We start from the raw sequence: 22259 nt of genomic DNA on the forward strand, positions 1-22259 counted from the left end.
GGGCGCCGGCCGGCGGAGGCGCCCGCCGGCCGGTGCCCGGCTCAGCGCCCGCCTCCCGCCGATCGGATGGGCGAAAAATCAGCGAATGTCTCCGGCGCGGTGTAGAACTGCGGCCGTGGCAGACGAGACAGGGCGGCCGGGCGGCCCCGCGCGACTTTCCGAGCATGAACGCGGCACGGAGGCCGCGCTGAGCCAACTCGTGACGAGATCCGGCTTCGGCGGGCCGTCCAGGAGCACGCTCGCCCACATCGACATGGTCGGCCGGTTCCTGGCCGGAGCGGTGGACCCCGCGACGGCCGTGGCCGGGCAGACGTCCGATGTCTGCCCGTGGGGGCCGCTGACCGGACGGATCGGGGCCGTCGCGCTGCGGGCCGTCTCGCCCGTCACCGCCGATCCCCATCGGGAGACCCTGCTGGCCCTGCTGGAGCTCTGGTCGCGCACGCCCATGGCCGACCCCGCCGTCCGGCTGCGCAGGGGACGCGTGGCCGCGAGCGTCACCGCCGCGCGGGACGAGCACGGGGCGGCCGTGACGATCGGGGGCGCCGACCCGGAATGGGTCGCCCAGAAGAATCCGGAACTGGCCTTCCTCGACCGCGCGTTCGACGAGAGCTCCCCGCCCGCCCTCGGCGACGTCGTGGAAGTCGCCGACGCGCCCCTGGGATGGGGGACCGCCGATCAGCTCACCCGCCTGGTCGCCCTGGTCCGCGCCAAGGGCCCGGTGCCCTGGGACCGCAAGGCCGTGGACCTGCTGGCCGGGAAGACCGGCTTGTCGCGCACCACCGCGAGCGTGGCGCTGTGCGGGTTCCTCGGCCACCCCAACGCCAAGGCCGGCAAGCTGTCACCCCAGGCGCGCAAGACCCTCAAGGTGACGTTCCGCGACCTCGAAGACGCCTGGTTCCGCGACCTGGAAGGGCACACCGACGAGGACCGGCTCGAACTCCTCGCCGGCGTCCTCCCTCAGGACCCGGAAGAGCTGTGGGAGCCCGGCGGCCTCGGCGAGGTCGCGCTGCGCCTCTCCCAGGCGTGGCAAGAGCGGTTCGGCGCGAAGCCGGTCGCACCGCCCGCCACCGTCCAGGCGGCCGAGACGGTGGCCCCGAACGTCACCGGCGCCCAGCTGTGCGAATGGCTGATCGATCCCGGCGCCGTCCCGCTGCTCACCACGGATCTGGACACCTGGCTGGAGTCCGACGACACCCCCAAGTACAGGCACCAGAAGTGCGTTCCCGCCGCGGAGACGCTCCAACTCCGGAACCTGATCGAAGCCGTCCTGCTCGGGCTGCGCTGGTCCTACGACGAGCTGCCCGCCGGCGACCCGGTCCGGGAGGGCGCTTCCGCGGCCTACGACCTGCTGCTCCAGCGGCTGGCCCACCCCGGCCTGCTGTTGCCGGCCTGCCTCTTCGACACCGGGTCGCAGGGGCTGGACGCGATCACCGGCAGGTTCGGGACCACCCCCTACAGCGGCCCGAGCGAACTCACCGTCGACTACGTCGACGACGGCCTCACGGTCGCCTCACTCATCGAGCACCGGCGGCTCGCGAGCCTGTTCTTCCGCCCCGCCCTCTACGGCGTGGACGACCGGACCGAGCGCCTCGCCGAAGTGGTGGACGCGTCCCGCGACAGCAGGCACACCTTCGAACGGGTCCGCCTGCTGCGGGGGAAGGGCGCCGAGGCCATGGCGCGCCGCATCCGGTCCGGGGCTCTGCCGGAGGGCGCGTACGAGGCCGATCCGTCGGCGTCGGCGCCGTCCCTGGTGGAGGAGGCGGCCGGGCGCCTGGACGTCCCGCCGGACTCCGCCGCGCTCTACCTCCAGCTGCTCACCCTGACCGCGCCGACGGACCGCGACGTGCGGAAGTGGAACCACTGGACCCCAGCCCGCCTCCGCAAGGCCGCCGAGCCCCTGGTGGCCCGCGACCTGGTGGCCCGGCACGAGTACCGGGGCGACGGACGCAAGATCTTCCTCCCGGGCCCCTACACCCAGGGCCCGCCGCCCCAGGAGGCGTGGAAGGCCGGCCTGAAGGCCGCGGCGGACGCGGAGGACCCCCGGAACCCCTTCATCTGGCGACCGCTCCCCGACCGCTTCACCTACGCCTGGCACCACGCCCAGAAACACCCGCCCGCGTAACACGCCCAGGTCGGCGATCTTGCTACCAGGGGCCGTAGGGGCCCTGGCGGGAGCCGCCGCGGCCGCCGTTCTTCTTGTACGGGCCGACGGCCGGGCGGACGTCGGCCAGGTAGACGGCGGCGGCGATGAACGCGGCGACCGGGAGGATGCCGAGGAGCAGGGCGATGGGGCTGGCGCCGAGCGCCACCGGCGCGACCGCGTAGGCGGCGCCGACCACCGTCGCGACGATCAGGATGATCATCCACAGCTTCTTGCTCTGCTTGCTCGCCGCGGCGTAGGCGTTCACGGGCACGGTCAGCGAGTCGACCAGCGCCCACGCCTCCATCGCGAACGCGATGATCAGCAGCAGCCAGAAGAAGTAGTCCAGCACGTTGAAGCCCGACATCGGCGATCAGCGCTCCTGCTCGTCTCGGACGGCGACTCCTCGTCGCACGCGGGTCTTCCTTCACCGCAACCCTATGCGCACCGTCCACCAGGGCGGCCTGATGGAACAGGCACCTGTAGGGACGACGGAGCCCGGCCGGGTGTTCCCGGCCGGGCTCCGTCGTTCGGCGCCGTTACTTCTTCGTGGTGGAGCGGGACTGCCCGGTGGCCCGGCTCTGCGCCGTCCGGCGCTGCGCGGTGCGGGCCTTGGACGCCTGCTTCGGCGCGGCCTGGTCGGTCGCGGCGATCTCGGCGACCTCGGAGGCCTCGCGGTGCACGACCTTCTTGCCGCGCTCGGCGAGCTCGTCGATGAACTCGACGGCGCGGGTGCCGAAGTGCGTGGCGTACGCGACGGCGGCGCCCGGCAGGTCCTTGGCGTCCACGCGCTCCTGGTACCGGGAGACCTCGCCGCGGTAGCGGGCGGCGGTCTCGCGGACCTGCACGCGGTAGCGGTCGACGGTCTCGCGGACCTCGCCCTGGTACCTGGTCACCTGCTCGGGGACCTCACGGATCTTCTCCACCGCGAAGTCGCCGGCGCCGGCCACGGCGTACACGGCCTTGTTCTCACGGAGGTTGCTGGCCAGCGTCATCCGACCTCTTCCTTTCCCTGTTGCTGTGGTCCGGCCTGTTCTGGGCCGGTCTCTTCCGGTACGGCGGTCTCGGCGGTCTCGGCGGGCTCGTCGTGCTCGGCGCCGAGGACGCCGCTGGCTTCGTTCTCCTTGAGGAACGACGCGTAGATGTCGAGCAGGACCTGCTTCTGCCGTTCCGTCAGGACGAGGTCGGCCCGCACGGCGGCCTGCACGTCGGTGTCGGCCTCGCGGTCCTCCAGGATTCCGGCCTGCACGTACAGCACCTCGGCGGAGATCCGCAGCCCCTTGGCGATCTGCTGCAGGATCTCGGCGCTCGGCTTGCGCAGGCCCCGTTCGATCTGGCTCAGGTACGGGTTGGAGATCCCGGACACGTCCGCCAGCTGGCGCAGCGAGATCTTCGCCCGCGTCCGCTGCTCCCGGATGTACTCCCCGATGGAGCCGACCTTCGAACTCGCCATGTCTCCACTCTCCGTCATGGTGCTTGCTATTGCAAGCACCATAGCTAGCACTTTGTGGTGAAACGGCTCACATGCCTGAAATGCCAGGTGGCGCAGGTCACGGCGGGCGGTGTCACACGGGTCGCGGCGCCGGTGTCTTGGGGACGAACCACTCGTCCCACCAAGGAGGAAGCTCATGAACACGGCGCTCTGGATCGCGGCGGGGCTGTTGACCGCGGTGGCGCTCACCGGTGGTTTCACCAAGGTCTTCGTCCCCACCGCCAAGCTCGCCGAGGCCCCCGGCGGGCAGTGGACCGGGAGCGCCGGCGACGGCTTCGTGAAGGCGCTCGGCGGTCTGGAACTCCTCGCCGCCGCGGGCCTGGTCCTGCCCGCCGTGGTCGGCGTCGCGCCGGTCATGGTGCCGGTGACGGCCGCCTGCTGGGTGCTGCTGATGGTCGGCGCGATGGTCACGCACGGCAGGCGCGGCGAAGGCGGGTTCGTGGCGTTGAACCTGCTCTACCTCGCGATCGCGCTCTTCATCGCGGTGGGCCGCTTCGGCCCCTGGCCCTTCACCGGCTGACCGTGCGCGGGAACCGTCATGCCCCGCCGTTCCCCACGGACGGCGGGGTCAGCTCACCTTGGACGGGGGCGCGATCCAGGTGTTGCAGACGGTCAGGTCGCGCCCGTTGAAGCCGGCGACCACCCAGCCCGCGTAGTGGCGGCCCGAGCCGTGGTCGCGCTTCTCCGGCGGCTGGCGGTCGTCGCCCCTGGCCAGCACGTCGTTGACCATGGCCGTGTACTGCTCGCGGGTCATCGGGAGAGTGGTGCGCTCGCTGCCGAGGAACGCGCCCGCGAAGCACTGGGCCTGGAGCTCGATGCGGCGGCTCGCCTCCGTGCGGGTGGCGGTGTCGCCGGACTCCATCTGGCCGTCGCCGTAGAGCAGGATCCCGGCCCGGTCCTGGACGTGGTGCCCGTACTCGTGCGCGATCACGCGGGCGTAGACGGCGTAGTGGGACAGCGGCTCGCCGCCGGACGTCTCCACGACGTGCCGGAGCCCCACGTACATCGTGTTGTTGGCCGGGCAGTAGAACGCGGACGCGCCGGGCGCCGGGTAGGAGCCGCACGGGCTGCGCCCCGGCTCGACCCAGAACACCCGGTCGGGCCTGTCGAACGCGACGCCGGCCTTGGTGAACTGCTTGGTCCACGTCGCGTCGAGGCAGTCGCTCAGGGTGTCCATGAACCCGCGCATGGACTCGGCGGACGGCTGGATCTGCGGCAGGCGGCAGCTCACCGGCGTGAGCGGGCCGGTCCTGTAGAGCTTGCTGTTGGTCGCCTTCTCCCGCGGGGTCGAGGGGCCGCCGGCCGTGGTGGTGGGCGTCCCGGTGCCGCCGGCGGCGTCCCGGCCGCCGCCGAACAGCGAGATCCCCAGGATCGCCAGGACCACCAGGGACGTGAGCCCGCCGAAGATGCCCGCGATCGTCCCGCCCGCGCTGCGGCGCGGCGGCGGGCGCATCGGGGCGTACCGGTACTGCGGGGGCCCGTAGGCAGGAGATCCGTAGCCCGGACCGCCATACCCCGGCCCGCCGTACGGCGGACTCCCCTGCGGCGGCCCACCGTACGGCGGGCGGCCGTAGGGCGGTCCGGGAGGCCGCGGCGGAGGGGGCGGCGGGGGGTAGTGACCTGCCATAGCGCAGAATCATCGCACGCATTCCCGATACCATTTGCGGCCATGTCTGCTCTTGCGGCGATGTTCCGGTCGCGTCCGGCGGTCCTGGTGGTCTCGGCGGCCCTGGCCGCCCCCCTGCTGACCTGCACTTCCGCGACGGCGGCCGAGGCCGGCGAGCCGTCCGCGGCCGGTGCGGCGGCGTCCGGTCCCGCGGCCGAGCGGGTGCTCAAGGACGACGTCGTCCTCACCGCGGTCCAGGGCGGCACGGTCAGGGTGAAGGAGACGATCGTCTACCGGTTCGCCGGGCACGACGGCTTCCAGCGGACGTACCCGACCAGGACGCACGAGAGCGTCACCGAGGACCGCGTCCACCGGATCGAGAACCTGCGGGCCGCCAGCCCGGACGGCGGGCCCACGAGGGCCACCGCGTCCGCCTCGGGCCTGAACACGACGGTCAAGGTGGCGGGCGACCGGAAGCTCACCGGCGACCACACGGTCGTCCTGGAGTACGACGTGCGCGGCGCGATCACCCGGATGGGCGCGGCGGAGGAGCTGCGCTGGCCGGTGGTCGGCGGCTGGAAGGTGCCCCTCGACGAGGCCAAGGCGGTCGTCGAGGGCGGCGCGATGATCCGCAACGTCAACTGCTTCACCGGGCCGATCGGCAGCACGATCGGCTGCACGCAGTACTACACGAACCACACGCACACCCAGGGCGTCTTCGCCCAGCAGGGCATGCTGCCCGGCGAGTACCTGACGGTCGTCGCGGGCCTGCCCGCCGGGACGACGGGCGGGCGCGCGATCTACGAGCGCCGCCACACGGTCGCGACCGCGTTCTCCGTCAACGCCGTGACCGGCGCCGCGCTCGCCGGCCTGCTGGTGCTGCTCGTGGGCGGCGTCCTCGCCCTGTACCTGCTGCGCGGCCGGGACGCGCGGACCGTCGGCAAGCGGGCCGCCGAGGGCGACCAGGTGCCGGTGGCCGGGACGGAGTTCGAGCCGCCGAACGGGGTGCGGCCCGGCCAGATCGGCACGCTGATCGACGAGCAGGCCGACGTGATCGACGTGACCGCGACGATCGTCGACCTCGCCGTGCGCGGCTACCTGCTGATCGAGGAGGAGGACCGGGCCGTCACCGGCCGCCTCGACTGGACGCTGCGCCGCCTCGAACGCCCGCAGGCCGACCTGCTCCCCTACGAGCGGATCCTGCTGGACGCGCTGCTGACGGCGCCGGACGGGTCGGCCCGCGACGCCGTCCGGCTGTCGGAGCTCGGCGGGACGTTCGCGACGAAGCTGACGCAGGTCAGGTCCGCGATGTACGACGACGTGGTGAAGCAGGGCTGGTTCGCGCGGCGGCCCGACACCGTCCGGTCCCGGTGGACGGTCGCGGGCATCCTCGTGACGCTGCTCGGCATCGCCGGGACGGTCGCGCTGGCGCTCACCACCGAGTGGGCGCTGGCCGGGCTCGCGCTGATCATCGCGGGCGCGGCGCTGGCCTATGGCGGCCAGTACATGCCGGCGAAGACCTCGCGCGGCGCCACCGTCCTCGCGCACACGATCGGTTTCCGCGCGTTCCTGGAACGCGGCGCCCTCCCCGACGACGGCTCCATGGCGGCGCGCCAGCGGATCGCGCTGTTCTCCCGGTTCCTGCCCTACGCGGTGGTGTTCGACCTCGTGGCGAAGTGGGCCGAGACGGTGAAGGACGCGGGCGAGCGCGCGGAGGGGGCCGACAACCTCTACTGGTACGAGGGCCCGGCGGAATGGGACCTGTCGAAGTTCGCCGAGTCGATGCGCACGTTCACGCTGGCCACGTCGGGCTCCATCTCCCAGTCGCGCGGGCTGTGACGGCGCCGGGCGGTTAACCGCCTGACGCCGGGTAAAGCCTGGGGCGAGGAGGTGTCGCCCCATGGTCGCCAGCGCCGTGCTCGCCGCCCCCTTGGCCGCCCAGTCCAACCGCCTCGGCGACGCCTACTTCATGGCCGTCGGCCCGGCCGTGATCTTCGTGGCGCTCATCGCCTGGGTGACGGTCGTGCTGACGACGTCGCGCAGGCGCCACCACTATCCCCCCAGCTCCGAGGACGGCCTGTCCCACCGCGGGCCCGTCATGGGCGGCGTGATCACGGGCAGCCCGTCGCAGCGGACGCGCCGCGACCCGGCCCCGTCGGTGACCCACCGCGAGGTCATGGCCCATGTCGAGCGGGGGCGCGCGGAAGAGGAGGCGGCCCGCGAGCGAGGACGGGCGGAGGCCGAGAGGGTCCGCGCCGAGCCGCCCGCCAGGAGCCGCCGCAGATTCGGCCTTCCCAGGCTCCGCTGACGCGGAGCGGCTGGAACGAAGGACGCGCCGCCCGCCGGATCCGGCGACCCCGCGCCACGCCCGGCGGGCGCCGTGGACGCCCGCGGTGGCAGCCGCGACCCCTCCCGGCCGCCACCGCGGGTCCGCGCCGGACCCGCCCCCGTAAGATGTCTGACATCTTACTTTTGGAGGCTTTCGTGGCGTTGAGTCCCGTACCGGGCGGGTCGACGGTGGACGCCGTCCTCGACCAGCTCCAGGCGCAGGTCAGCGGGGGCGCCTGGCCGGTCGGCCGGCGGATCCCGGCCGAGCTGGAACTGGCCGCGCAGCTCGGGGTCAGCCGTCCGGCCGTCCGGGAGGCGATCCGGGCGCTGTCGCACGTCGGGGTTCTGGAGGTGCGCCGCGGCGACGGGACGTACGTGCGCAGCACCGCCGACCCGCGCCCGCTGCTGCGGCGGGTGTCCCGCGCGTCCGCCCGGGACGTTTTCGAGGTGCAGCTCGCCTACGACGTCCAGGCGGCCCGGCTGGCGGCGCGCCGCCGCACCGGCGCCGACCTGGCGCGGCTGGAGGAGCTGCTCCGCGCCCGCGACGAGGCCACCGAGCCGGACGCGTTCGGCGCCGCCGACGCGCGCTTCCACCTCGGCGTCGCGGAGGCGTCCCGCAACCCGGTGCTGATCGAGGCGATGCGGTTCTTCATCGACCGGCTGCACGAGTCGATGCGCGCGATCCGGATGGACCGCGAGGTGCCCGAGGCGGGTCCGGCCCGGCACCGCGCCGTGCTGGACGCGATCGCGGCGGGCGACCCGGAGGCGGCCGCGTCGGCCGCCGCCGCCGTCGTGGAGCCGACCCTCGCCGTCCTGCAGTCCCTGCTCGGCGACGCGCCCGGCGAGGACGCGTGACCGGGCGGCGCGCCGGGCTGGCCGGCGCCCTGCTGATGATCGTCCTGCTGGCGGTCAACCTGCGTCCGGCGATCGCGGCGGTCGGGCCGCTGCTGACCGAGATCAGCGACGCCTTCCGGCTGTCGGGGACGGCGGCGGGCGCGCTCACCACGCTGCCGCTGGCGTTCTTCGGCTCCTACGGGCTCGCCGCCGCCTTCCTGCGGCGCCCGCCGCGCAGCGAGACGCTGCTGGTGTGCGCGATGGCGCTGCTCGTCGCGGGGCTCCTGCTGCGGCTGCCGGGCGGCGTGGCCGCGCTGTTCGCCGGCTCCCTGGTCGCGGGGATCGCGATCAGCATCGGCAACATCGCGGTGCCGGCCATCATCAAGCGGGACCACCCGTCCCGGATCACCACGGTCACGGCGGTCTACACGGTCGCGGTGACGGCCGGCGCGGCCCTGTCGTCCGGGCTCGCCGTGCCGGTGGAGGACCTGTTCGGCGCGTCGTGGCGGCTGCCGCTCGGCCTGCTCGCGATCCCCGCCGCGCTCGCCGGGCTGCTGTGGCTGCCGAAGGCGCGGCGGGTAGCGCGCGCGGCCCGCTCGGCGCCGCCCGCGGCGCCCCCGGCCGGCGTCGCCGCGCTGGTGTGGCGGTCGGGCCTGGCCTGGCACGTCACGGTGTTCATGGGCCTGCAGTCGCTGCTGGCCTACGTGGTGATCGGCTGGCTGCCGACGCTCTGCCAGGACCGCGGGATGGACGAGACGGCCGCCGGCTCCGTGCTGGCGCTGGTGGCGGCGGTCCAGGCGGTCGGGTCGCTGGCCGTCCCGGTGCTGGCCCGGCGGACCCGCGACCAGCGCCCCCTGGTGATCGCCACGGTCGCGCTGACCGCCCTGGGCTTCTTCGGGGTGACCTGGGCGCCGATCGCCTCGGTGTGGGGCTGGTCCGTGGTCCTCGGCCTCGGCCAGGGCCTCGGTTTCGCGACCGCGCTGTCGTTCATCGGGCTCCGCGCCCACGACGCCCACGTCGCGGTCCAGCTGTCGGGGATGGCGCAGGGCGTCGGCTACGTCATCGCGGCGCTCGGCCCGCTCGCCCTGGGCGCGCTGCACGACGCCACCGGCGGATGGACCGTTCCGATGCTGGGCGTGCTGGCCGTCTGCGCCGCCCTGGCCGTCCCGGGCCTGCCCGCCGGGCGGCTCCGCACCGTGGGCGCCCCCGCCTCCCCGGCGCCCGACGTGGTTAACACCGGTTCCAGCGGACACATCCCTAACTGACCTGGCGTGGGCCGATCCGCGCCTCGGGAGGTGGTCGCCTTGCTCACCACGATCGTCGCCGACCCCGTACTGGCGAACACGGCCCCCACGGGGGCCCGCTACTTCGTCTGGATCATTCCGTTCGCGATCGTCGGCGCCCTGCTGACGTGGCTGTACGCGACCCGTGCCGCCTCGTCCAGGAAGCTGCACTGCTCGCGCCGGAACAACCAGCTGAACCAGCGCGGCATGGAGCAGGGCGGCTACTACACCTACGCCCCGGGGATGTTCTCGCACAGCTACCCGCCGGCCAAGGAGGGCCAGCCCGAGGAGTTCCGCAAGGACAACCCCCAGCCCGGGCGGGAACCGAAGAAGCCCTGGCCCGAGGGCGTCCTCTACGAGCAGACGATCTTCAAGGAGGAGTTCGAGACCCTCAGGGCGTCCAAGAGCACCGAGAACCGCTAGCCGGCGTCCGGCGATCCGCCCCCGGGTGTCGGCGGGCCTCACTACGCTCCCGGCATGATCAAGTCGAGCGCCGCGCCTCCGGACGAAGACACCCTCGAAATGCCGAGGTCCTGGATGCGGCATCTGCATCCGCGGCGCGGCGGGCATCCGGGACCGAAACTCGCGTCGGCCGACGTCCACGAGGACGAACTGCTCGCACCATACGCGGGCGCCATCGAGAAAGTCCTCGGCCGCACCGAGGCCGACCCGGTGCTGACCGCCGTGGTGCGCGAGCCCCTGGACGGCAGGGGAAGCGCGCTGGAAGCGGCGGCGATCGTGGCCGTCCACGGCGCCGAGAAGACGTACCTGGACCCGTCGCGGCAGGAGGAAGCGCTCAAACGCCTGCGCGCGTTCATCGCGCAGACCGGCGACGCCGAGTACCGGCGCGTCGTCTCGCTCATCGACGGGCTGCGCACGACGCCCGCACGGCGGATGGTCGCCGCCTACCTCGTCCCGACCGAACTCGACTGGGTGGCCGAATGCTGCGCGGCGCCTGCGCATTCGGTGCCGCGGGAGCTGCTGCTCCGTTCCCTGGGCTCGGCCGAGCATCTCGAAATCCTCGGTGCCGGAGCCCATATCTCCGTCTCCGACTGCTATTACGTCGAGAACCTCATCACTCTGGCGGACGGCGTGGGTCCTGCGATCGCCCCGTTCATGGCCGAGGCCTTCGACCTGTTCCACGACAGCGCGCCGCGCCGCAAGGGCCTGCTGGACGTCCTGAGTCGCCTGCCCGGCGACGAGGCGTTCCGGCAGATGCTGGAGCGCGCGGGCAACCTTCACATGATGGCGGCGCTCCGGGACACCATGCGCCGGTTCCCAGTCCGCGCGATCCGCGTACTGGCGGCCGCCACGGCGGCGGGGGACGCCACGGCACGCGCCCTGCTGACCGACCACCTGCGGGCCAATGCGGAACTGGTGCGGCAGACCCTCCCGGACCTGCCCGCGGGGAGCCGCGCCGTCTTGGAGGAACTGACGGCGGCCGACGACCGGGCTCCGGACGCGACGGCGGACGAGCTGCCCCGCGCGCTGGCCGCCCCGCGGTGGGAGCGGACGGAGCCGAAGCCCAAGCCGGTCGTCGTCAAAGGCGTACCCGTCTCGCGGGAGCGGGCGATGGCGTGGGCGCCGGGCGAGCGCGACGCCTGGCTGAACAGCGAGATCGTCACGATCGTCGACGCGAACCACCACTCGTTCGGGCGGGTCCCGGTTCCGGCCGAGCGCACCGAGACCTGGGTCCGGCGGGTCGAGGAGGCCCGGTCCCCCACGACCGATCTGGGCCGGATGCTCTACTGGCAGGGCGCGGTCCTGGCGGCCGGTCCCGAAGACCTCGTCCGCCCCGTCCTGGCCGAGTGGCAGGCCGACTGGCGCCACGAGCGCGGGCTGGGCAGGAAGGGGAACCCCTACGACCCGGACACGTGGCTCCGCGTCATCATCGCGCGGTACGGGCTCGACGCCCTCCCGGTCGCGCTCGGCTACGCGCGGGCCCGGCCCGCGAACGGCGCCGAACTGCTGCTGCCCTTCCTCGACGGCGATGTCGCGAACGCGATGGCCGACTGGCTCCAGCGGAGCACGGCGGCACGCGGGGCCGCGACCGAATGGTTCACCCGGCACGGACGGGCCGCGCTCCCCTACCTCGTGCCGGTCGCGGTCGGCCGCGCCGGCAGGGCGCGCAAGGCCGCCGAGCACGCCCTGCGCCTCGTCGCCGCCCAGGAAGGTCCGGACGCCGTCCTCGACTTCGCGCGCGAGCACGACGAGCGGGCCGTCGAGCCGATCAGGACCGCCCTGGACGCGGAGGCGGACGAGGCGCCGCGTCCCCGCCGGAAGCCGCCCGCGGACCTGGCGGTGAACGCCGAGGTGCTGCCGCAGGTCCTGCTGCGGGGCCGGGAGCGCGCGCTGCCCGTGCCCGCCGTCCGGAACCTGCTCACGCTCCTGGCGATGTCCACGCCCGCCGAACCCGATCCCGACCTCGGAAGCGTCCTGGACGCGTGTGACGAGAGTTCGCTGTCCCGCTTCGGCTGGGCGCTGTTCCGGCACTGGCGTGAGAACGGCGCCGAACCCCGGAACGCCTGGCAGTTCGCCGCGCTGGCCTGGCTCGGGGACGACACGACCGTCCGCGAACTCGTCCCGGCGGTCCGGGCGTGGCCGGGCGAGGGCGGCCACCACCACGCGGTGCGCGGGCTCGACGTGCTCGCCGCGATCGGGTCCGACCTCGCACTGCGCGAGATCCACGCCATCTCCCAGAAGGTGAAGTTCAAGGCGCTGAAACTGCGGGCGCAGGAGAAGGTCGGGGAGATCGCCGCCGCGCGCGGCCTCACCACCGAGCAGCTCGGCGACCGCCTCATCCCCGACCTGGGCCTGGACGTCCACGGCACACTCGTCCTCGATTACGGCCCGCGCCGGTTCACCGTCGGATTCGACGAGGCGCTCAGGCCCTACGTCATCGACGAGGCCGGTAAGCACCGGTCGTCCCTGCCCAAACCGGGACAGCGTGATGACACCGCCCTGGCGCCCGCCGCCTACCGGCGCTTCACCGACCTGAAGAAGGACGTCCGCGCCCTCGCCGGGCTCCAGCTCCAGCGCCTCGAACGGGCGATGACGACGGGGCGCCGGTGGCCGCTGCCGGAGTTCCGCGAGTTCTTCGCCGGACATCCCCTGGTGTGGCACATCGCGCGGCGCCTGGTGTGGATCGCCGAGCACGGCGACACCGTGACGGCGTTCCGGCTCGCGGAGGACCGCACCCTCTCCGACGTCGGCGACGACGCCGTCACGGTGCCCGACGACGCCGTCATCGCCATCGCGCACCCGCTGCACCTCGCGGAGGCGCTGCCGGCCTGGGCCCAGCTGTTCGCCGACTACGAGATCATGCAGCCGTTCCCGCAGCTCGGACGGGAGGTGCACGCGCTCACCGGTGAGGAGAGGGCGGCGGCCCGGCTGGCCCGGTTCGAGGGGGTGACGGTGCCGTTCGGCAACGTGCTCCGGCTGGAGCGGCGCGGCTGGTATCGCGGCCCCGTGGACTCCGACGGCGGGATCTCGTGCCTCGTCCGCCCGGCCGGCGCCGACCGCTACGTCGTCGTCACACTGGCCACGGGACTGTACGCGGGCTCCGTCAGCGCGTCCGGCGATCAGACCCTCGAAGCGGTCTGGGTCGGCGCCGACCCCGCCCCCGATTACTTCTCCCGCGGCGCGTCCGAAGGCGCACCTCACACCTTCGCCGAACTGGACGCGGTGACCGCCTCCGAAGTGCTCGCCGACCTCACCGCCGTCGTCTCCCCCTGAACCGACGCGGGCCGGCATGCCCGGGCGGCTGCTCCTGGACGGCTTCACCGCCCCCGCCATCACCGCCGTCCTACGACACCGGCGCCCTGGTCGAGACGATGGTGGCCCGGCTGCCGCCGGAGGAGCGCCAGAGCCTGCCCCGAAGGGGGCCGGGACTGGGGAACACAACGCTAGACCGCCCGGTCGAAGACGCCCGGCGCCGGGCGGATGGCGCCGACGACCCGGTCCCCGCCGCGCACCTCGACGGTCGCCAGCTCGTCCAGGGCGACCCGGTCGGCGCCGTCGTGGACGCCGAGGGCGCGCAGCAGCGCGACGGTCACGGGCGTCCGCGCCCGCATCGCCCCGTCGTCGATCTTGACGACGCCGGCGCGCCCGTCGGCGAACGCGAAGGCGTCCACGCCCTCCGCGCCGCACTTGACGAGCAGCCCGGGGACGGCGTCCATCAGCTGCCGCTCCTCGCGCCGGGTCCCGGACGTCCACTGCGGGTGCGTCCGCATGGCGTCGGCGACGCGCCGCTCGTGCGTGCCCGGCTCGGCGAGGACGAGCGCCCGGAACGCCCGCGCGACGCCCGCGATGGACACGGCGAACAGCGGCGCCCCGCACCCGTCCACGCCGACCGCCGTGGCGGGCTCGCCGGCCAGCTCTTCGACGACCTCCCGGACGGCCTGCTGCAACGGATGGTCGGGGTCGAGGTAGGAGTCGGCGGGCCAGCCCGTCGTGACGCAGGTGGCGAGCATCGCGGCGTGCTTCCCGGAGCAGTTCATGCGCAGCCGGGAGGCGCCCCCGCCCGTCCGGGCGACCTCCTGCTGCGTCGCGGGGTCGAGCGGCCAGCTCTCGGGGCAGCGCAGGTCGCCGGCTCCCAGCCCGGCGCCCGCGAGGACCTTCTCCACGCCCTCGACGTGGAAGTCCTCGCCGGAGTGGCTGCCGGCCGCGAGCGCGAGCAGCTCGCCGCCGAGTTCGAGGCCGGCGCGCAGCATCGCGACCGCCTGCATCGGCTTGTTCGCCGACCGGGGGAAGATCGGCGCTCCGGTCTCCCCCGCCCGGAACGCGACGCCCCCGTCGGCGGCCAGCCCGATCGCCGCCCCCCGATGCCGGGACTCCACGAACCCGGAGCGCTCCACCTCGACCAGCACAGGATTGACGTCCACCGCACTCCTCCATCACCACGACACCGGCGCCCGCCTCCGGCGCTCTCCCACCCCGGAACGGTGACCTCGAAGGTCACGTACCCGGCGGACCCCATGAAAGCGGCACCCGGCACCACGAAAACGGCCAGGTTGCCCCATCCCGGCTTGACCCGCCGCCGGGGTTCAGCGGGGCTTGGTGGCGAGGAGCGCGCGGGCTTCGGCGGGCGCCATCGGAGGGCGCTGGGCCAGGCGGGCCGCCTGGGCCGCGCGCTCCACCAGCTCGGCGTTCGCCGTGACCGGGCGGCCCTTGGCGAAGGTGACCGTGTCCTCCATGCCGACCCGCAGGTGGCCGCCCGCCGACAGGGCCGCGAACATGACCGGGAGGGACGTCCGGCCGATGCCGGTGGCCGACCACGTGGCGCCCTCCGGGAGGGCCTCGACGGCGGCCACCAGGGTGCGGGCGTCTCCCGGCATGCCGCCCGGGACGCCCATCACCAGGTCGCAGTGGACGTGCCCGCCGTAAGGGAGCCCGTGCTTGTCCAGGAGGCGGTGCAGCGCCGTGATGTGGCCGAGGTCGAACAGCTCGAACTCGGGGACGACCTCCAGCTCCTGGGTGCGCTTGTACAGCTCCACCATGAACGACCAGGGGTTCATGAAAACGTCGTCGCCGAAGTTGACCGTCCCGCAGGTGAGCGAGCACATGTCGGGTCCGGCGTCGAGGACGCGCAGCCGGTCCTCGTACGGATCGGTGACCGCGCCGCCCGTGGACAACTGGACGATCAGGCCCGTGCTCTCCCGCAGCGCCGTCACCGTGTCCCGCAGCCGGGACGGGTCGAGCGTGGGCCGCGCGTCGTCGTCGCGGATGTGCACGTGGATCACGGCCGCGCCGGCCGCCTCGCACTCCTTGGCCGTCCGGACCAGTTCATCCAGGGTGACGGGCAGGGCCGGGACATCCGCCTTGGCGGACTCCGCGCCCGTGGGCGCCACCGTGATGAGCGTCGTTGCTCCCATGGCGGCAGAATGCATGGTCATGCGTGCTGTAGTCCAGAGGGTGAGCCAGGCCAGCGTGTCCGTGGACGGGCGCGTCGTCGGCGCGATCGAGGGGCCGGGACTGCTGGTCCTGGTCGGCGTGACGCACGACGACGGCCCGGAAAAGGCCCGCAGACTGGCGTCCAAGCTGTGGGGGCTTCGGATCCTGGAGGGCGAGAAGTCGTGTTCCGACGTGAACGCGCCGCTGCTCGTCGTGAGCCAATTCACTCTCTACGGGGACGCGCGGAAGGGCCGCCGCCCGTCCTGGACGGCCGCCGCGCCCGGCCCCGTCGCCGAGCCCCTGGTGGACGCGGTGGTCCGGGAGCTGCGCGAGCTGGGCGCGAAGGTCGAGACCGGGGAGTTCGGCGCGGACATGAAGGTCGCGCTCGTCAACGACGGGCCGATCACGCTGATCCTGGACGTCTGACGGCGCCGCCGGCCGGGCGCGCGGGTCAGCGGAACCCGTAGACCATGCCGACGAGCGCCGCGACGGTCCCGCCTGCGGCGAGGAGGATGAGGGCGCGGTCCTGCGGGACGAGGCGGCCGCGCACGTCCGAGGACACCACCACGGTCCCGGTGTCGCTCTCGTCCCCGACGGGGCCGTGCTCGAACGGGTTGCGGAGCCCGGCGAGCCGCCACAGCGCGTCGTTGCGGAGCCGCTGGTGGGCCGGGCCGCAGGCGAAGAGCCGCCCCCGGGTGCGCTCGGTGCAGGCCGCGCCCTTCGGCGTCAGGACCCGGCACAGGGTGGGGACGAGGACGAACTCGTACAGGCACCAGGCCAGCAGGCCGAGCAGCGCGAGGCGCCACGACCGCTGCCACCACGCGATCCCGGCGATCGCCGCGAACAGGGTCCACCACGTCAGAGCGGACTCCCGGCGCGGGCGGCGCCGGGTCCCTCCCCTCCGCGCCGCGGGCGGCTCCCCTTTCCCCAGGTTCGGGACCATCGGTAGGAATCCACCTTCCCCGGGCGCCGAGCGGTCAGAAATCGTCTTATCAGACGATATTCGCCCCAGGGGCGGGCTGCTACCCGTGTTTCGCGGGCCGGCGGCGCAGAGCGATCTGCGCGTTCGCGCCCGTCTCCGGCGACACGACGACCTCCTGCGCCGCCGCGACGCCGCCCGCGAGCAGCTCGGCGTCCACCGGGACGTTCCGCTTGACCAGCGCCAGCGCGACCGGACCCAGCTCGTGGTGCCGGGCCGCCGACCCGACGAACCCGACCGTCCGGCCCCCGGGGACCTCCACCGGGTCGCCGTGCGCGGGCAACCGGTCGACGCTGCCGTCCAGGTGCAGGAACACCAGGCGGCGCGGAGGGCGCCCGAGGTTGTGGACGCGCGCGACGGTCTCCTGCCCCCGGTAGCAGCCCTTGTTCAGGTGGACGGCCGTCTCCACGTACCCGGCCTCGTGCGGGATCGTCCGGTGGTCGGTGTCGAGGCCGAACCGGGGCCGGTGCTCGGCGATGCGCAGCGCCTCGTACGCCCACATCCCCGCCGGCCTGAGGTCGGCCGGGAACTCGCCCCGCGGGACGATCCGCGTCGTCGTCCCCGCGACGTCCGGCCAGGCGGGACGGCCGTCGCCGGGGCCGCCCGGCCCCGTGACCACCATGAACTCGTCCGACACGTCCGCGACCTCGACGCGCAGCATGAACCGCATCCGGTCGAGGAACTCCACCAGCGCCGGGGCCGTCCCCGGCTCGACGTGGGCCCACACGGCCTCGCCGTCGTCGACGAGGAACAGGTGGTGCTCGATGTGCCCGTTCGGGCTGAGCAGCAGCGCCTCGGTCGGCTCGGACGGCTTCAGCCCGTCCAGGTGCTGGCTCAGCAGGCTGTGCAGCCAGCTCAGCCGGTCCGGCCCCGAGACGCGGACGACGCCCCGGTTGCTCCGGTCGACGAACGCCGTCCCCTCCTCCAGGGCGCGTTGCTCCCGCGCGGGGTCCCCGTAGTGCGCGGCGACCTCCTGGTCGGGCGCGTCGGCGGCGACGGCTCCGGGCGACTGCAGCAGAGGGCTCTCCATGCCGTCCAGACTATGCCGCGGACCGGCGGATCATGCCGCCCCGGCCGCCCCCGTCCCGGCTACCCCTCGCGGCAGTCCTTGCAGCGCCCGTACACGGTCAGGTGGTGGACGTCGGTCTCGAAGCCGAAGTCGCGCGCCAGGACCTCGGCCAGGCCGGCCGCCGCGCGCGGGTCGACGTCCTCCACGGTGTGGCAGCCCCGGCAGACGAGGTGGATGTGCTCGGCCTCGGCGGCGAGGTGGTAGTTCGGCGGGCCGTGCCCGAGATGGGCGTGCTTGACGAGCCCGAGCTCCTCCAGGAGTTCGAGCGTCCGGTACACGGTGGAGATGTTCACACCGCGCGCGGTGCGCTGCACCTCGGTGCAGATCTCCTCGGGGGTCGCGTGCTCCAGGTCGGTGACCGCTTCGAGCACCAGCTGCCGCTGCGGGGTCACCCGGTACCCCTTCGCCCGCAGCTCCTCCTGCCACGACTCGACCATGCACCGAGTCTAGGCTGTGCTTCCGAAGTCCCGGCCCACTTCGCTCGCCTTGCGGCTTGCTACGTGACCGGGCCTGGGCGAACGCAGCATCGCTTCGCGACCTGCCCGGCTCCGGTCCGGACGTCCGGTTTCAGCCCTCGGAAAACCCGCTTGCCTCTCCGCGGGGGCGTCGCATACGTTCGGGATACGCGCGAAAGGAGGTGGTCCTAACCAATGGTTGCTTGTAGGACTCGCGAGGTGGCTGTCCGCTAGTCGCCGTTCCGCCTCGGATCCTCCGCCCACGGGCAGAGGTAGTCGGTCGCGACGGTGACCGGCGAATACCAGGCAGTTACCCGGTCCCCGGACCGATGGACCCGTCCTGTCCATCGCCCGCCACCCGGCGGGAAGGTCCGGGGATCGTTCATTTCCGGGGGCCGACCGCCTCCGGGGCGCTCACCCCCGGAGCCCGCCCCTTCCGGCGCTCAGGAGACCTTCTTCAGCTGGGCCGACAGGTGCGACTGGAGCTGGTGGCCCATCGCCGCCATGTCGTACGCCCAGCCGAGGTCCTCGCCGATCAGCCCGTAGAGGCGGTGGCCGCCGGTGACCTCCTTGGCCGACTCCGTCCGCGCGACGACGTCCGTGTGCAGCTCCACCCGGTTGAACGCCACGTTCCCCACGTAGATCTCGACGATGCCCGTCGGGTGGGCCAGCGTCACCTCGACCTGGTGGTCGGGGCGCGGGCGCCAGTACCCGGTCTCCATGCCCAGCGGACGCCCGAGCGCGCCGTCCTCCTCGATCTTCCAGGTCCGGCTCGCGTAGATCAGGAAGGGCTTCCCGACGTGCGTGAACGAGATCTCCTGGCCGAAGTTGAACGACTCGATCGTGGGATAGCCGCCCACGCCGGCGCCTTCCCAGGTGCCGAGGAGGAACTTCAGCGGCTCAAGGTCCGGGTGCAGCTCAACGTCCATGGGCACCGAGCGTAGCGGCGTCCGCGGCCCGCCGCGGCCGTCCGCGTCCCCGCGCTCCGTCCCCTCCGGCCCGGGACCGGCGTCCCTGTCCGAAGCCGGGCGGCGCCCCGATCATGGGAGCGTGTCGCTCCTCACCGCGAGCATGCTGGTTCCGCTGGTCATCGCCGCGGGCCTGCTGGCCGCGGGCTGGGTCTGGCGGCTCCGGCTCCGCAACCTGCACCGCGCCGTCCAGACGGACTGCGCCGGCGTCGCCGCGCTCCACGACGGCGTCCCGTGCCAGGTCAGCGGGACGGCCCTCGCCGTCCAGCCCGCCCCGTTCTCCGGCCGTCCCTGCGCCTGGTACAGGACGAAGGCGACGGCCCACGCGAAGACCGGCAAGCGGGTCTTCATCGACGAGAAGTCGAAGACGCCCTTCCCTCTGCGGGACGGGTCGGGGCACGTTCTCATCGCTCCCGCCACCGCGGCCGTCGACGGCGCCGTCCAGACGATGGACGAGCGCCGCCCCGCCAACGGGGAGATCCCCGGCGTGGACGGGGAGGTCGCGGAGTACCGGTACCAGGAGTGGATCCTGCCGGCCGACCAGCCGCTCTACGTCCTCGGCACCGCGACCGGCGGCTCCGTGGGCAAGGACCGGGAGACCGGCCAGTACGCCATCAGCACGCGGACGCGCCGCGAGTACCGGCGCCGCGCCGTGATGTTCACGGGCATCGGGTACGGCGGAGGCGCGGCCCTCTTCCTCGCCTGCGCCGCCGTGGTCGCCGTCGACCACCTCTTCTTCGGCTGACGCGCCCGGGCTACCTGAGCCGGCCCAGCTTGATCACGAGGAGGACGGCGGCGACCGCCATCAGCCCCAGCACGACGACGAGGATCCCCGCGTTCACCAACCCGGCCACAACGCAGGATGCTACGCGGAACACCGGGCTAGAGTGCCCCTCATGGCAAGACCACTGGTCATCAAGGTGACGGCTGGCGCGGACGCCCCCGAGCGCTGCAACCAGGCGTTCACGGTCGCGGCGGCCGCCGCGGCGAGCGGGGTCCCGGTCTCCCTGTGGCTGACCGGGGAGTCGGCGTGGTTCGCGCTGCCGGGGCGGGCCGCCGAGTTCTCACTGCCCCACGCCACTTCCCTGGACGACCTTCTCGGCGTCGTCCTCGCCGCGGGCCGCGTCACGCTCTGCACCCAGTGCGCCGCCCGCCGCGGCATCGGCCCGGACGACGTCCTGCCCGGCGTCCGCATCGCCGGCGCCCCGACCTTCGTCGAGGAGATCACCCTTCCCGACGTCCAGGCCCTCGTGTACTGACACGAGGCGGACGTCCGCCGGCACGGGACGGGCGCCGGGGCTCGCGCTCTCCGGGCCGGCCGCCCGGAGGCGAGGCCGCCGTGCGCTCCAGAGGCCGAGCGCCAGCCCCGCAACGGTGGAGCCGGTGAGGCCGAGCATGAGGTCGCCGATGGTGTCGCGGTAGATCGTGACGGTCTCGGGGGTGTCGAGGATGAAGACGCCGTACTCGAAGAACTCCCACAGGATGGCCGCGACGGCGCCCAGGCCGGTGCACGTCAGGGCCAGCGTCCAGGCGTCGAGGCGCGCCCAGCGGCGCAGCGCGACACCGGCGGCGGCGCTCAGCAGGGCCCAGTTCCCGAAGTGGCAGGCGTCGTCGAACCAGCCGACCGTGTCGTAGAGGTCGGCGGCGTTCCCGGCGACGTCCACCACGAACGGGGCGGTGACGAGGAGGTCGACGTCCCAGGGGAAGGGCCGCCCCCGCCCGCGCAGCGCCCAGACCAGGGTGACGATCATGACGGCGGCGGGGTAGGCGGCCACCCGCACGCCCATCGCCTTGTCCGCGAACCGGTCCCACTCGGGGAAGGCGACGGCGAGCGCCAGCAGCGCGGCCAGGGCGGCCTTGGCCGCGAGAGCGGGCGGGCGCCAGCGAGAGGAGTCCATGACCGGAGCATCGCCCCCCGGCCGCCCCGGCGGCATCGGCGCGGATACTCAGACCCGCCTGAGTGCTTTCGCCCCGCGCCGGAGCCGGATCTCACGGCCGGGGCGGGAGGCCGCGACGGTAGAACGGCCCGATAACGGATATAGGACTGCCGACCCGCCCCCGAAACTGGAGCCGCCGGATGGCCGACATCCCCGCCTGGACCTGGGGCGCGACGATCGCACTGATCATCGCGCTCTTCGTGTTCGACCTGCTCGTCGCCGTCCGGCGGCCGCACGTGGTGCACATCCGGGAGGCGACGTTCTGGTCGGTCTTCTACATCGCCGTCGCGGTCCTGTTCGGCGGCGCGGTGTGGGCGCTCGCCGGGTCGGCGGCGGGCACCGAGTACTTCTCCGGCTGGATCGTGGAGAAGAGCCTGTCGGTCGACAACCTCTTCGTCTTCGTGATCATCATGGCCAAGTTCTCGGTGCCCGCCGAGTACCAGCAGAAGACGCTGCTGTTCGGCATCGCCGCGGCGCTGGTCCTGCGGGCGATCCTGATCGCGGTCGGCGCCGCCGCGATCAACCTGTTCTCCTTCACGTTCCTGATCTTCGGGCTGGTCCTGATCTGGACGGCGGTCCAGCTCATCCGGCACCGCGACGAGGAACCCGACGTGGAGGACACCTTCCTCGTCCGCCGCGCGCGCAGGATCCTGCCGGTGAGCCAGGACTTCCACGGCGGGCGGATGCTCGCCCACGAGGACGGGCAGCGCGTGATGACGCCGCTGCTGCTCGTCTTCGTCGCCATCGGGAGCACGGACCTGCTGTTCGCGCTGGACTCCATCCCGGCCGTGTTCGGCGTCACCGACGACCCGTTCATCGTCTTCACCGCCAACGCGTTCGCCCTGCTGGGGCTGCGCGCCCTCTACTTCCTGATCGAAGGCCTGCTCGAACGCCTCGTCTACCTGTCGATCGGCCTGTCGGTGATCCTCGCGTTCATCGGCTGCAAGCTGATCCTGGAGTTCCTGCACCAGGACGTCTCCACGTCCGTCCCCGAGATCCCGACGACGCTCTCCCTGGGCGTGATCCTGGTGATCCTGCTGTTCACCACCGGCGCCAGCCTGGTCCGCGTCCACCACCACCCGGAGGAGCGGGCCAAGGCCGGCTCCCTGCGCGGGCGCCGTGAGAAGAAGCCGCGCGAAGAGGAGCCGGCCGCCCGCTGACCGGGCTCAGCCCATGCTCTTGGCGCCGTCCAGCGACTCCCGGATGATGTCGGCGTGGCCCGCGTGCTGGGCCGTCTCGTTCGTAATGTGCAGGAGCACCCGGCGGACCGACCAGT

23 protein-coding genes are annotated in these 22259 nt (G+C 73.3%); 12 read left to right on the plus strand and 11 right to left on the minus strand.

Annotation, left to right across the window (positions count from 1 at the left end):
• Positions 1-115 precede the first annotated feature (115 nt).
• Positions 116-2122, plus strand: a complete 2007-nt coding sequence (locus AB0C69_RS16155; protein WP_360354060.1) for a hypothetical protein — start codon at positions 116-118, stop codon at positions 2120-2122.
• Positions 2123-2144: 22 nt separating this feature from the next.
• On the opposite strand, the gene AB0C69_RS16160 is transcribed toward AB0C69_RS16155, so the two are convergent.
• The 3 genes from AB0C69_RS16160 to AB0C69_RS16170 form a co-directional block, all read right to left on the minus strand.
• On the minus strand, positions 2145-2507 hold the full coding sequence (locus AB0C69_RS16160; protein ID WP_221493399.1) for a DUF2516 family protein: 363 nt from the start codon (positions 2505-2507) through the stop codon (positions 2145-2147).
• Between the two features lie 172 nt (positions 2508-2679).
• Positions 2680-3135 (minus strand): hypothetical protein, encoded by a 456-nt coding sequence (locus AB0C69_RS16165; RefSeq protein WP_353831408.1) that lies wholly within the window; start codon positions 3133-3135, stop codon positions 2680-2682.
• The gene (locus AB0C69_RS16170; protein ID WP_360354063.1) at positions 3132-3593 is read right to left on the minus strand and encodes a helix-turn-helix transcriptional regulator; all 462 of its coding nucleotides are present in this window, start codon (positions 3591-3593) and stop codon (positions 3132-3134) included. Before AB0C69_RS16170 ends, AB0C69_RS16165 begins: the two co-directional genes overlap by 4 nt.
• 175 nt (positions 3594-3768) lie before the next feature.
• Here AB0C69_RS16170 and AB0C69_RS16175 point away from each other — a divergent pair, with 175 nt between their 5' ends.
• Entirely contained in the window at positions 3769-4152 is a 384-nt protein-coding gene (locus AB0C69_RS16175) for a DoxX family protein (RefSeq protein ID WP_360354065.1), read from the plus strand.
• A 48-nt stretch (positions 4153-4200) separates the two neighbouring features.
• Here the strand turns inward: AB0C69_RS16175 and AB0C69_RS16180 are convergent, their stop codons facing one another.
• Complete coding sequence (locus tag AB0C69_RS16180) at positions 4201-5085, minus strand: neutral zinc metallopeptidase (protein ID WP_360354067.1); 885 nt, start codon at positions 5083-5085, stop codon at positions 4201-4203.
• Between the two features lie 216 nt (positions 5086-5301).
• Between AB0C69_RS16180 and AB0C69_RS16185 the strand changes: the two genes are divergently transcribed.
• From AB0C69_RS16185 to AB0C69_RS16210, 6 genes are all read left to right on the plus strand, one after another.
• Positions 5302-7077: a DUF2207 domain-containing protein gene (locus AB0C69_RS16185; protein ID WP_360354069.1), complete on the plus strand. Its 1776-nt coding sequence runs from the start codon at positions 5302-5304 to the stop codon at positions 7075-7077.
• A 61-nt stretch (positions 7078-7138) separates the two neighbouring features.
• Positions 7139-7546, plus strand: coding sequence for a hypothetical protein (locus tag AB0C69_RS16190; RefSeq protein ID WP_360354071.1), 408 nt, complete (start codon positions 7139-7141; stop codon positions 7544-7546).
• A 176-nt stretch (positions 7547-7722) separates the two neighbouring features.
• The gene (locus AB0C69_RS16195) at positions 7723-8421 is read left to right on the plus strand and encodes an FCD domain-containing protein (protein WP_345172916.1); all 699 of its coding nucleotides are present in this window, start codon (positions 7723-7725) and stop codon (positions 8419-8421) included.
• Positions 8418-9665 (plus strand): MFS transporter, encoded by a 1248-nt coding sequence (locus tag AB0C69_RS16200; protein ID WP_360354074.1) that lies wholly within the window; start codon positions 8418-8420, stop codon positions 9663-9665. The genes AB0C69_RS16195 and AB0C69_RS16200 overlap by 4 nt, the downstream gene beginning before the upstream one ends.
• A gap of 39 nt (positions 9666-9704) precedes the next feature.
• Positions 9705-10106 carry a hypothetical protein gene (locus AB0C69_RS16205; protein ID WP_345172912.1) on the plus strand — a complete coding sequence of 134 codons (402 nt, stop codon included), beginning with the start codon at positions 9705-9707 and terminating at the stop codon, positions 10104-10106.
• 54 nt (positions 10107-10160) lie between these two features.
• Positions 10161-13418: a DUF4132 domain-containing protein gene (locus tag AB0C69_RS16210; RefSeq protein WP_360354076.1), complete on the plus strand. Its 3258-nt coding sequence runs from the start codon at positions 10161-10163 to the stop codon at positions 13416-13418.
• Positions 13419-13588: 170 nt separating this feature from the next.
• On the opposite strand, the gene AB0C69_RS16215 is transcribed toward AB0C69_RS16210, so the two are convergent.
• Positions 13589-14566, minus strand: coding sequence for an asparaginase (locus tag AB0C69_RS16215; protein ID WP_360354078.1), 978 nt, complete (start codon positions 14564-14566; stop codon positions 13589-13591).
• Between the two features lie 162 nt (positions 14567-14728).
• The gene (locus tag AB0C69_RS16220) at positions 14729-15556 is read right to left on the minus strand and encodes a 3-keto-5-aminohexanoate cleavage protein (RefSeq protein WP_353831413.1); all 828 of its coding nucleotides are present in this window, start codon (positions 15554-15556) and stop codon (positions 14729-14731) included.
• A gap of 19 nt (positions 15557-15575) precedes the next feature.
• On the opposite strand from AB0C69_RS16220, the gene dtd reads away from it, so the two are divergent.
• The gene (dtd, locus tag AB0C69_RS16225) at positions 15576-16001 is read left to right on the plus strand and encodes a D-aminoacyl-tRNA deacylase (RefSeq protein ID WP_353831414.1); all 426 of its coding nucleotides are present in this window, start codon (positions 15576-15578) and stop codon (positions 15999-16001) included.
• A 25-nt stretch (positions 16002-16026) separates the two neighbouring features.
• Here dtd and AB0C69_RS16230 read toward each other — a convergent pair whose 3' ends face one another.
• The 4 genes from AB0C69_RS16230 to AB0C69_RS16245 all read right to left on the minus strand — a co-directional run bounded on the left by AB0C69_RS16230 (position 16027) and on the right by AB0C69_RS16245 (position 19007).
• Entirely contained in the window at positions 16027-16518 is a 492-nt protein-coding gene (locus AB0C69_RS16230) for a hypothetical protein (RefSeq protein ID WP_360354081.1), read from the minus strand.
• Between the two features lie 79 nt (positions 16519-16597).
• Complete coding sequence (locus tag AB0C69_RS16235; RefSeq protein ID WP_360354083.1) at positions 16598-17584, minus strand: folate-binding protein; 987 nt, start codon at positions 17582-17584, stop codon at positions 16598-16600.
• Positions 17585-17643: 59 nt separating this feature from the next.
• A complete protein-coding gene (locus AB0C69_RS16240) occupies positions 17644-18060 on the minus strand; it encodes a transcriptional repressor (protein ID WP_345172900.1) in 417 nt (138 codons plus the stop codon).
• 461 nt (positions 18061-18521) lie between these two features.
• Positions 18522-19007, minus strand: a complete 486-nt coding sequence (locus tag AB0C69_RS16245; protein ID WP_345172898.1) for an FABP family protein — start codon at positions 19005-19007, stop codon at positions 18522-18524.
• Between the two features lie 121 nt (positions 19008-19128).
• Between AB0C69_RS16245 and AB0C69_RS16250 the strand changes: the two genes are divergently transcribed.
• From AB0C69_RS16250 to AB0C69_RS16260, 3 genes are all read left to right on the plus strand, one after another.
• Entirely contained in the window at positions 19129-19791 is a 663-nt protein-coding gene (locus AB0C69_RS16250; protein ID WP_360354086.1) for a GIDE domain-containing protein, read from the plus strand.
• 151 nt (positions 19792-19942) lie between these two features.
• Entirely contained in the window at positions 19943-20305 is a 363-nt protein-coding gene (locus AB0C69_RS16255) for a DsrE family protein (protein ID WP_345172894.1), read from the plus strand.
• An 818-nt stretch (positions 20306-21123) separates the two neighbouring features.
• Entirely contained in the window at positions 21124-22143 is a 1020-nt protein-coding gene (locus AB0C69_RS16260; protein ID WP_360354088.1) for a TerC family protein, read from the plus strand.
• Between the two features lie 6 nt (positions 22144-22149).
• Here the strand turns inward: AB0C69_RS16260 and AB0C69_RS16265 are convergent.
• Positions 22150-22259 (minus strand): DUF664 domain-containing protein (locus tag AB0C69_RS16265; protein ID WP_360354090.1); only part of this gene is annotated, 110 nt, incomplete at its 5' end.

This window comes from Actinomadura sp. NPDC048032 (assembly GCF_040653175.1).
Classification (GTDB): Bacteria; Actinomycetota; Actinomycetes; order Streptosporangiales; family Streptosporangiaceae; genus Spirillospora; species Spirillospora verrucosospora.

Coding starts and splice junctions, on each gene's coding strand:
- AB0C69_RS16230 (WP_360354081.1), bottom strand. CDS start 16,518: ATGGTCCCGAACCTGGGGAAAGGGGAGCCGCCCGCGGCGCGGAGGGGA.
- AB0C69_RS16165 (WP_353831408.1), bottom strand. CDS start 3,135: ATGACGCTGGCCAGCAACCTCCGTGAGAACAAGGCCGTGTACGCCGTG.
- AB0C69_RS16260 (WP_360354088.1), top strand. CDS start 21,124: ATGGCCGACATCCCCGCCTGGACCTGGGGCGCGACGATCGCACTGATC.
- AB0C69_RS16170 (WP_360354063.1), bottom strand. CDS start 3,593: ATGGCGAGTTCGAAGGTCGGCTCCATCGGGGAGTACATCCGGGAGCAG.
- AB0C69_RS16245 (WP_345172898.1), bottom strand. CDS start 19,007: ATGGACGTTGAGCTGCACCCGGACCTTGAGCCGCTGAAGTTCCTCCTC.
- AB0C69_RS16210 (WP_360354076.1), top strand. CDS start 10,161: ATGATCAAGTCGAGCGCCGCGCCTCCGGACGAAGACACCCTCGAAATG.
- AB0C69_RS16175 (WP_360354065.1), top strand. CDS start 3,769: ATGAACACGGCGCTCTGGATCGCGGCGGGGCTGTTGACCGCGGTGGCG.
- AB0C69_RS16240 (WP_345172900.1), bottom strand. CDS start 18,060: ATGGTCGAGTCGTGGCAGGAGGAGCTGCGGGCGAAGGGGTACCGGGTG.
- AB0C69_RS16220 (WP_353831413.1), bottom strand. CDS start 15,556: ATGGGAGCAACGACGCTCATCACGGTGGCGCCCACGGGCGCGGAGTCC.
- dtd (WP_353831414.1), top strand. CDS start 15,576: ATGCGTGCTGTAGTCCAGAGGGTGAGCCAGGCCAGCGTGTCCGTGGAC.
- AB0C69_RS16190 (WP_360354071.1), top strand. CDS start 7,139: ATGGTCGCCAGCGCCGTGCTCGCCGCCCCCTTGGCCGCCCAGTCCAAC.
- AB0C69_RS16160 (WP_221493399.1), bottom strand. CDS start 2,507: ATGTCGGGCTTCAACGTGCTGGACTACTTCTTCTGGCTGCTGCTGATC.
- AB0C69_RS16180 (WP_360354067.1), bottom strand. CDS start 5,085: ATGCGCCCGCCGCCGCGCCGCAGCGCGGGCGGGACGATCGCGGGCATC.
- AB0C69_RS16255 (WP_345172894.1), top strand. CDS start 19,943: ATGGCAAGACCACTGGTCATCAAGGTGACGGCTGGCGCGGACGCCCCC.
- AB0C69_RS16235 (WP_360354083.1), bottom strand. CDS start 17,584: ATGGAGAGCCCTCTGCTGCAGTCGCCCGGAGCCGTCGCCGCCGACGCG.
- AB0C69_RS16185 (WP_360354069.1), top strand. CDS start 5,302: ATGTCTGCTCTTGCGGCGATGTTCCGGTCGCGTCCGGCGGTCCTGGTG.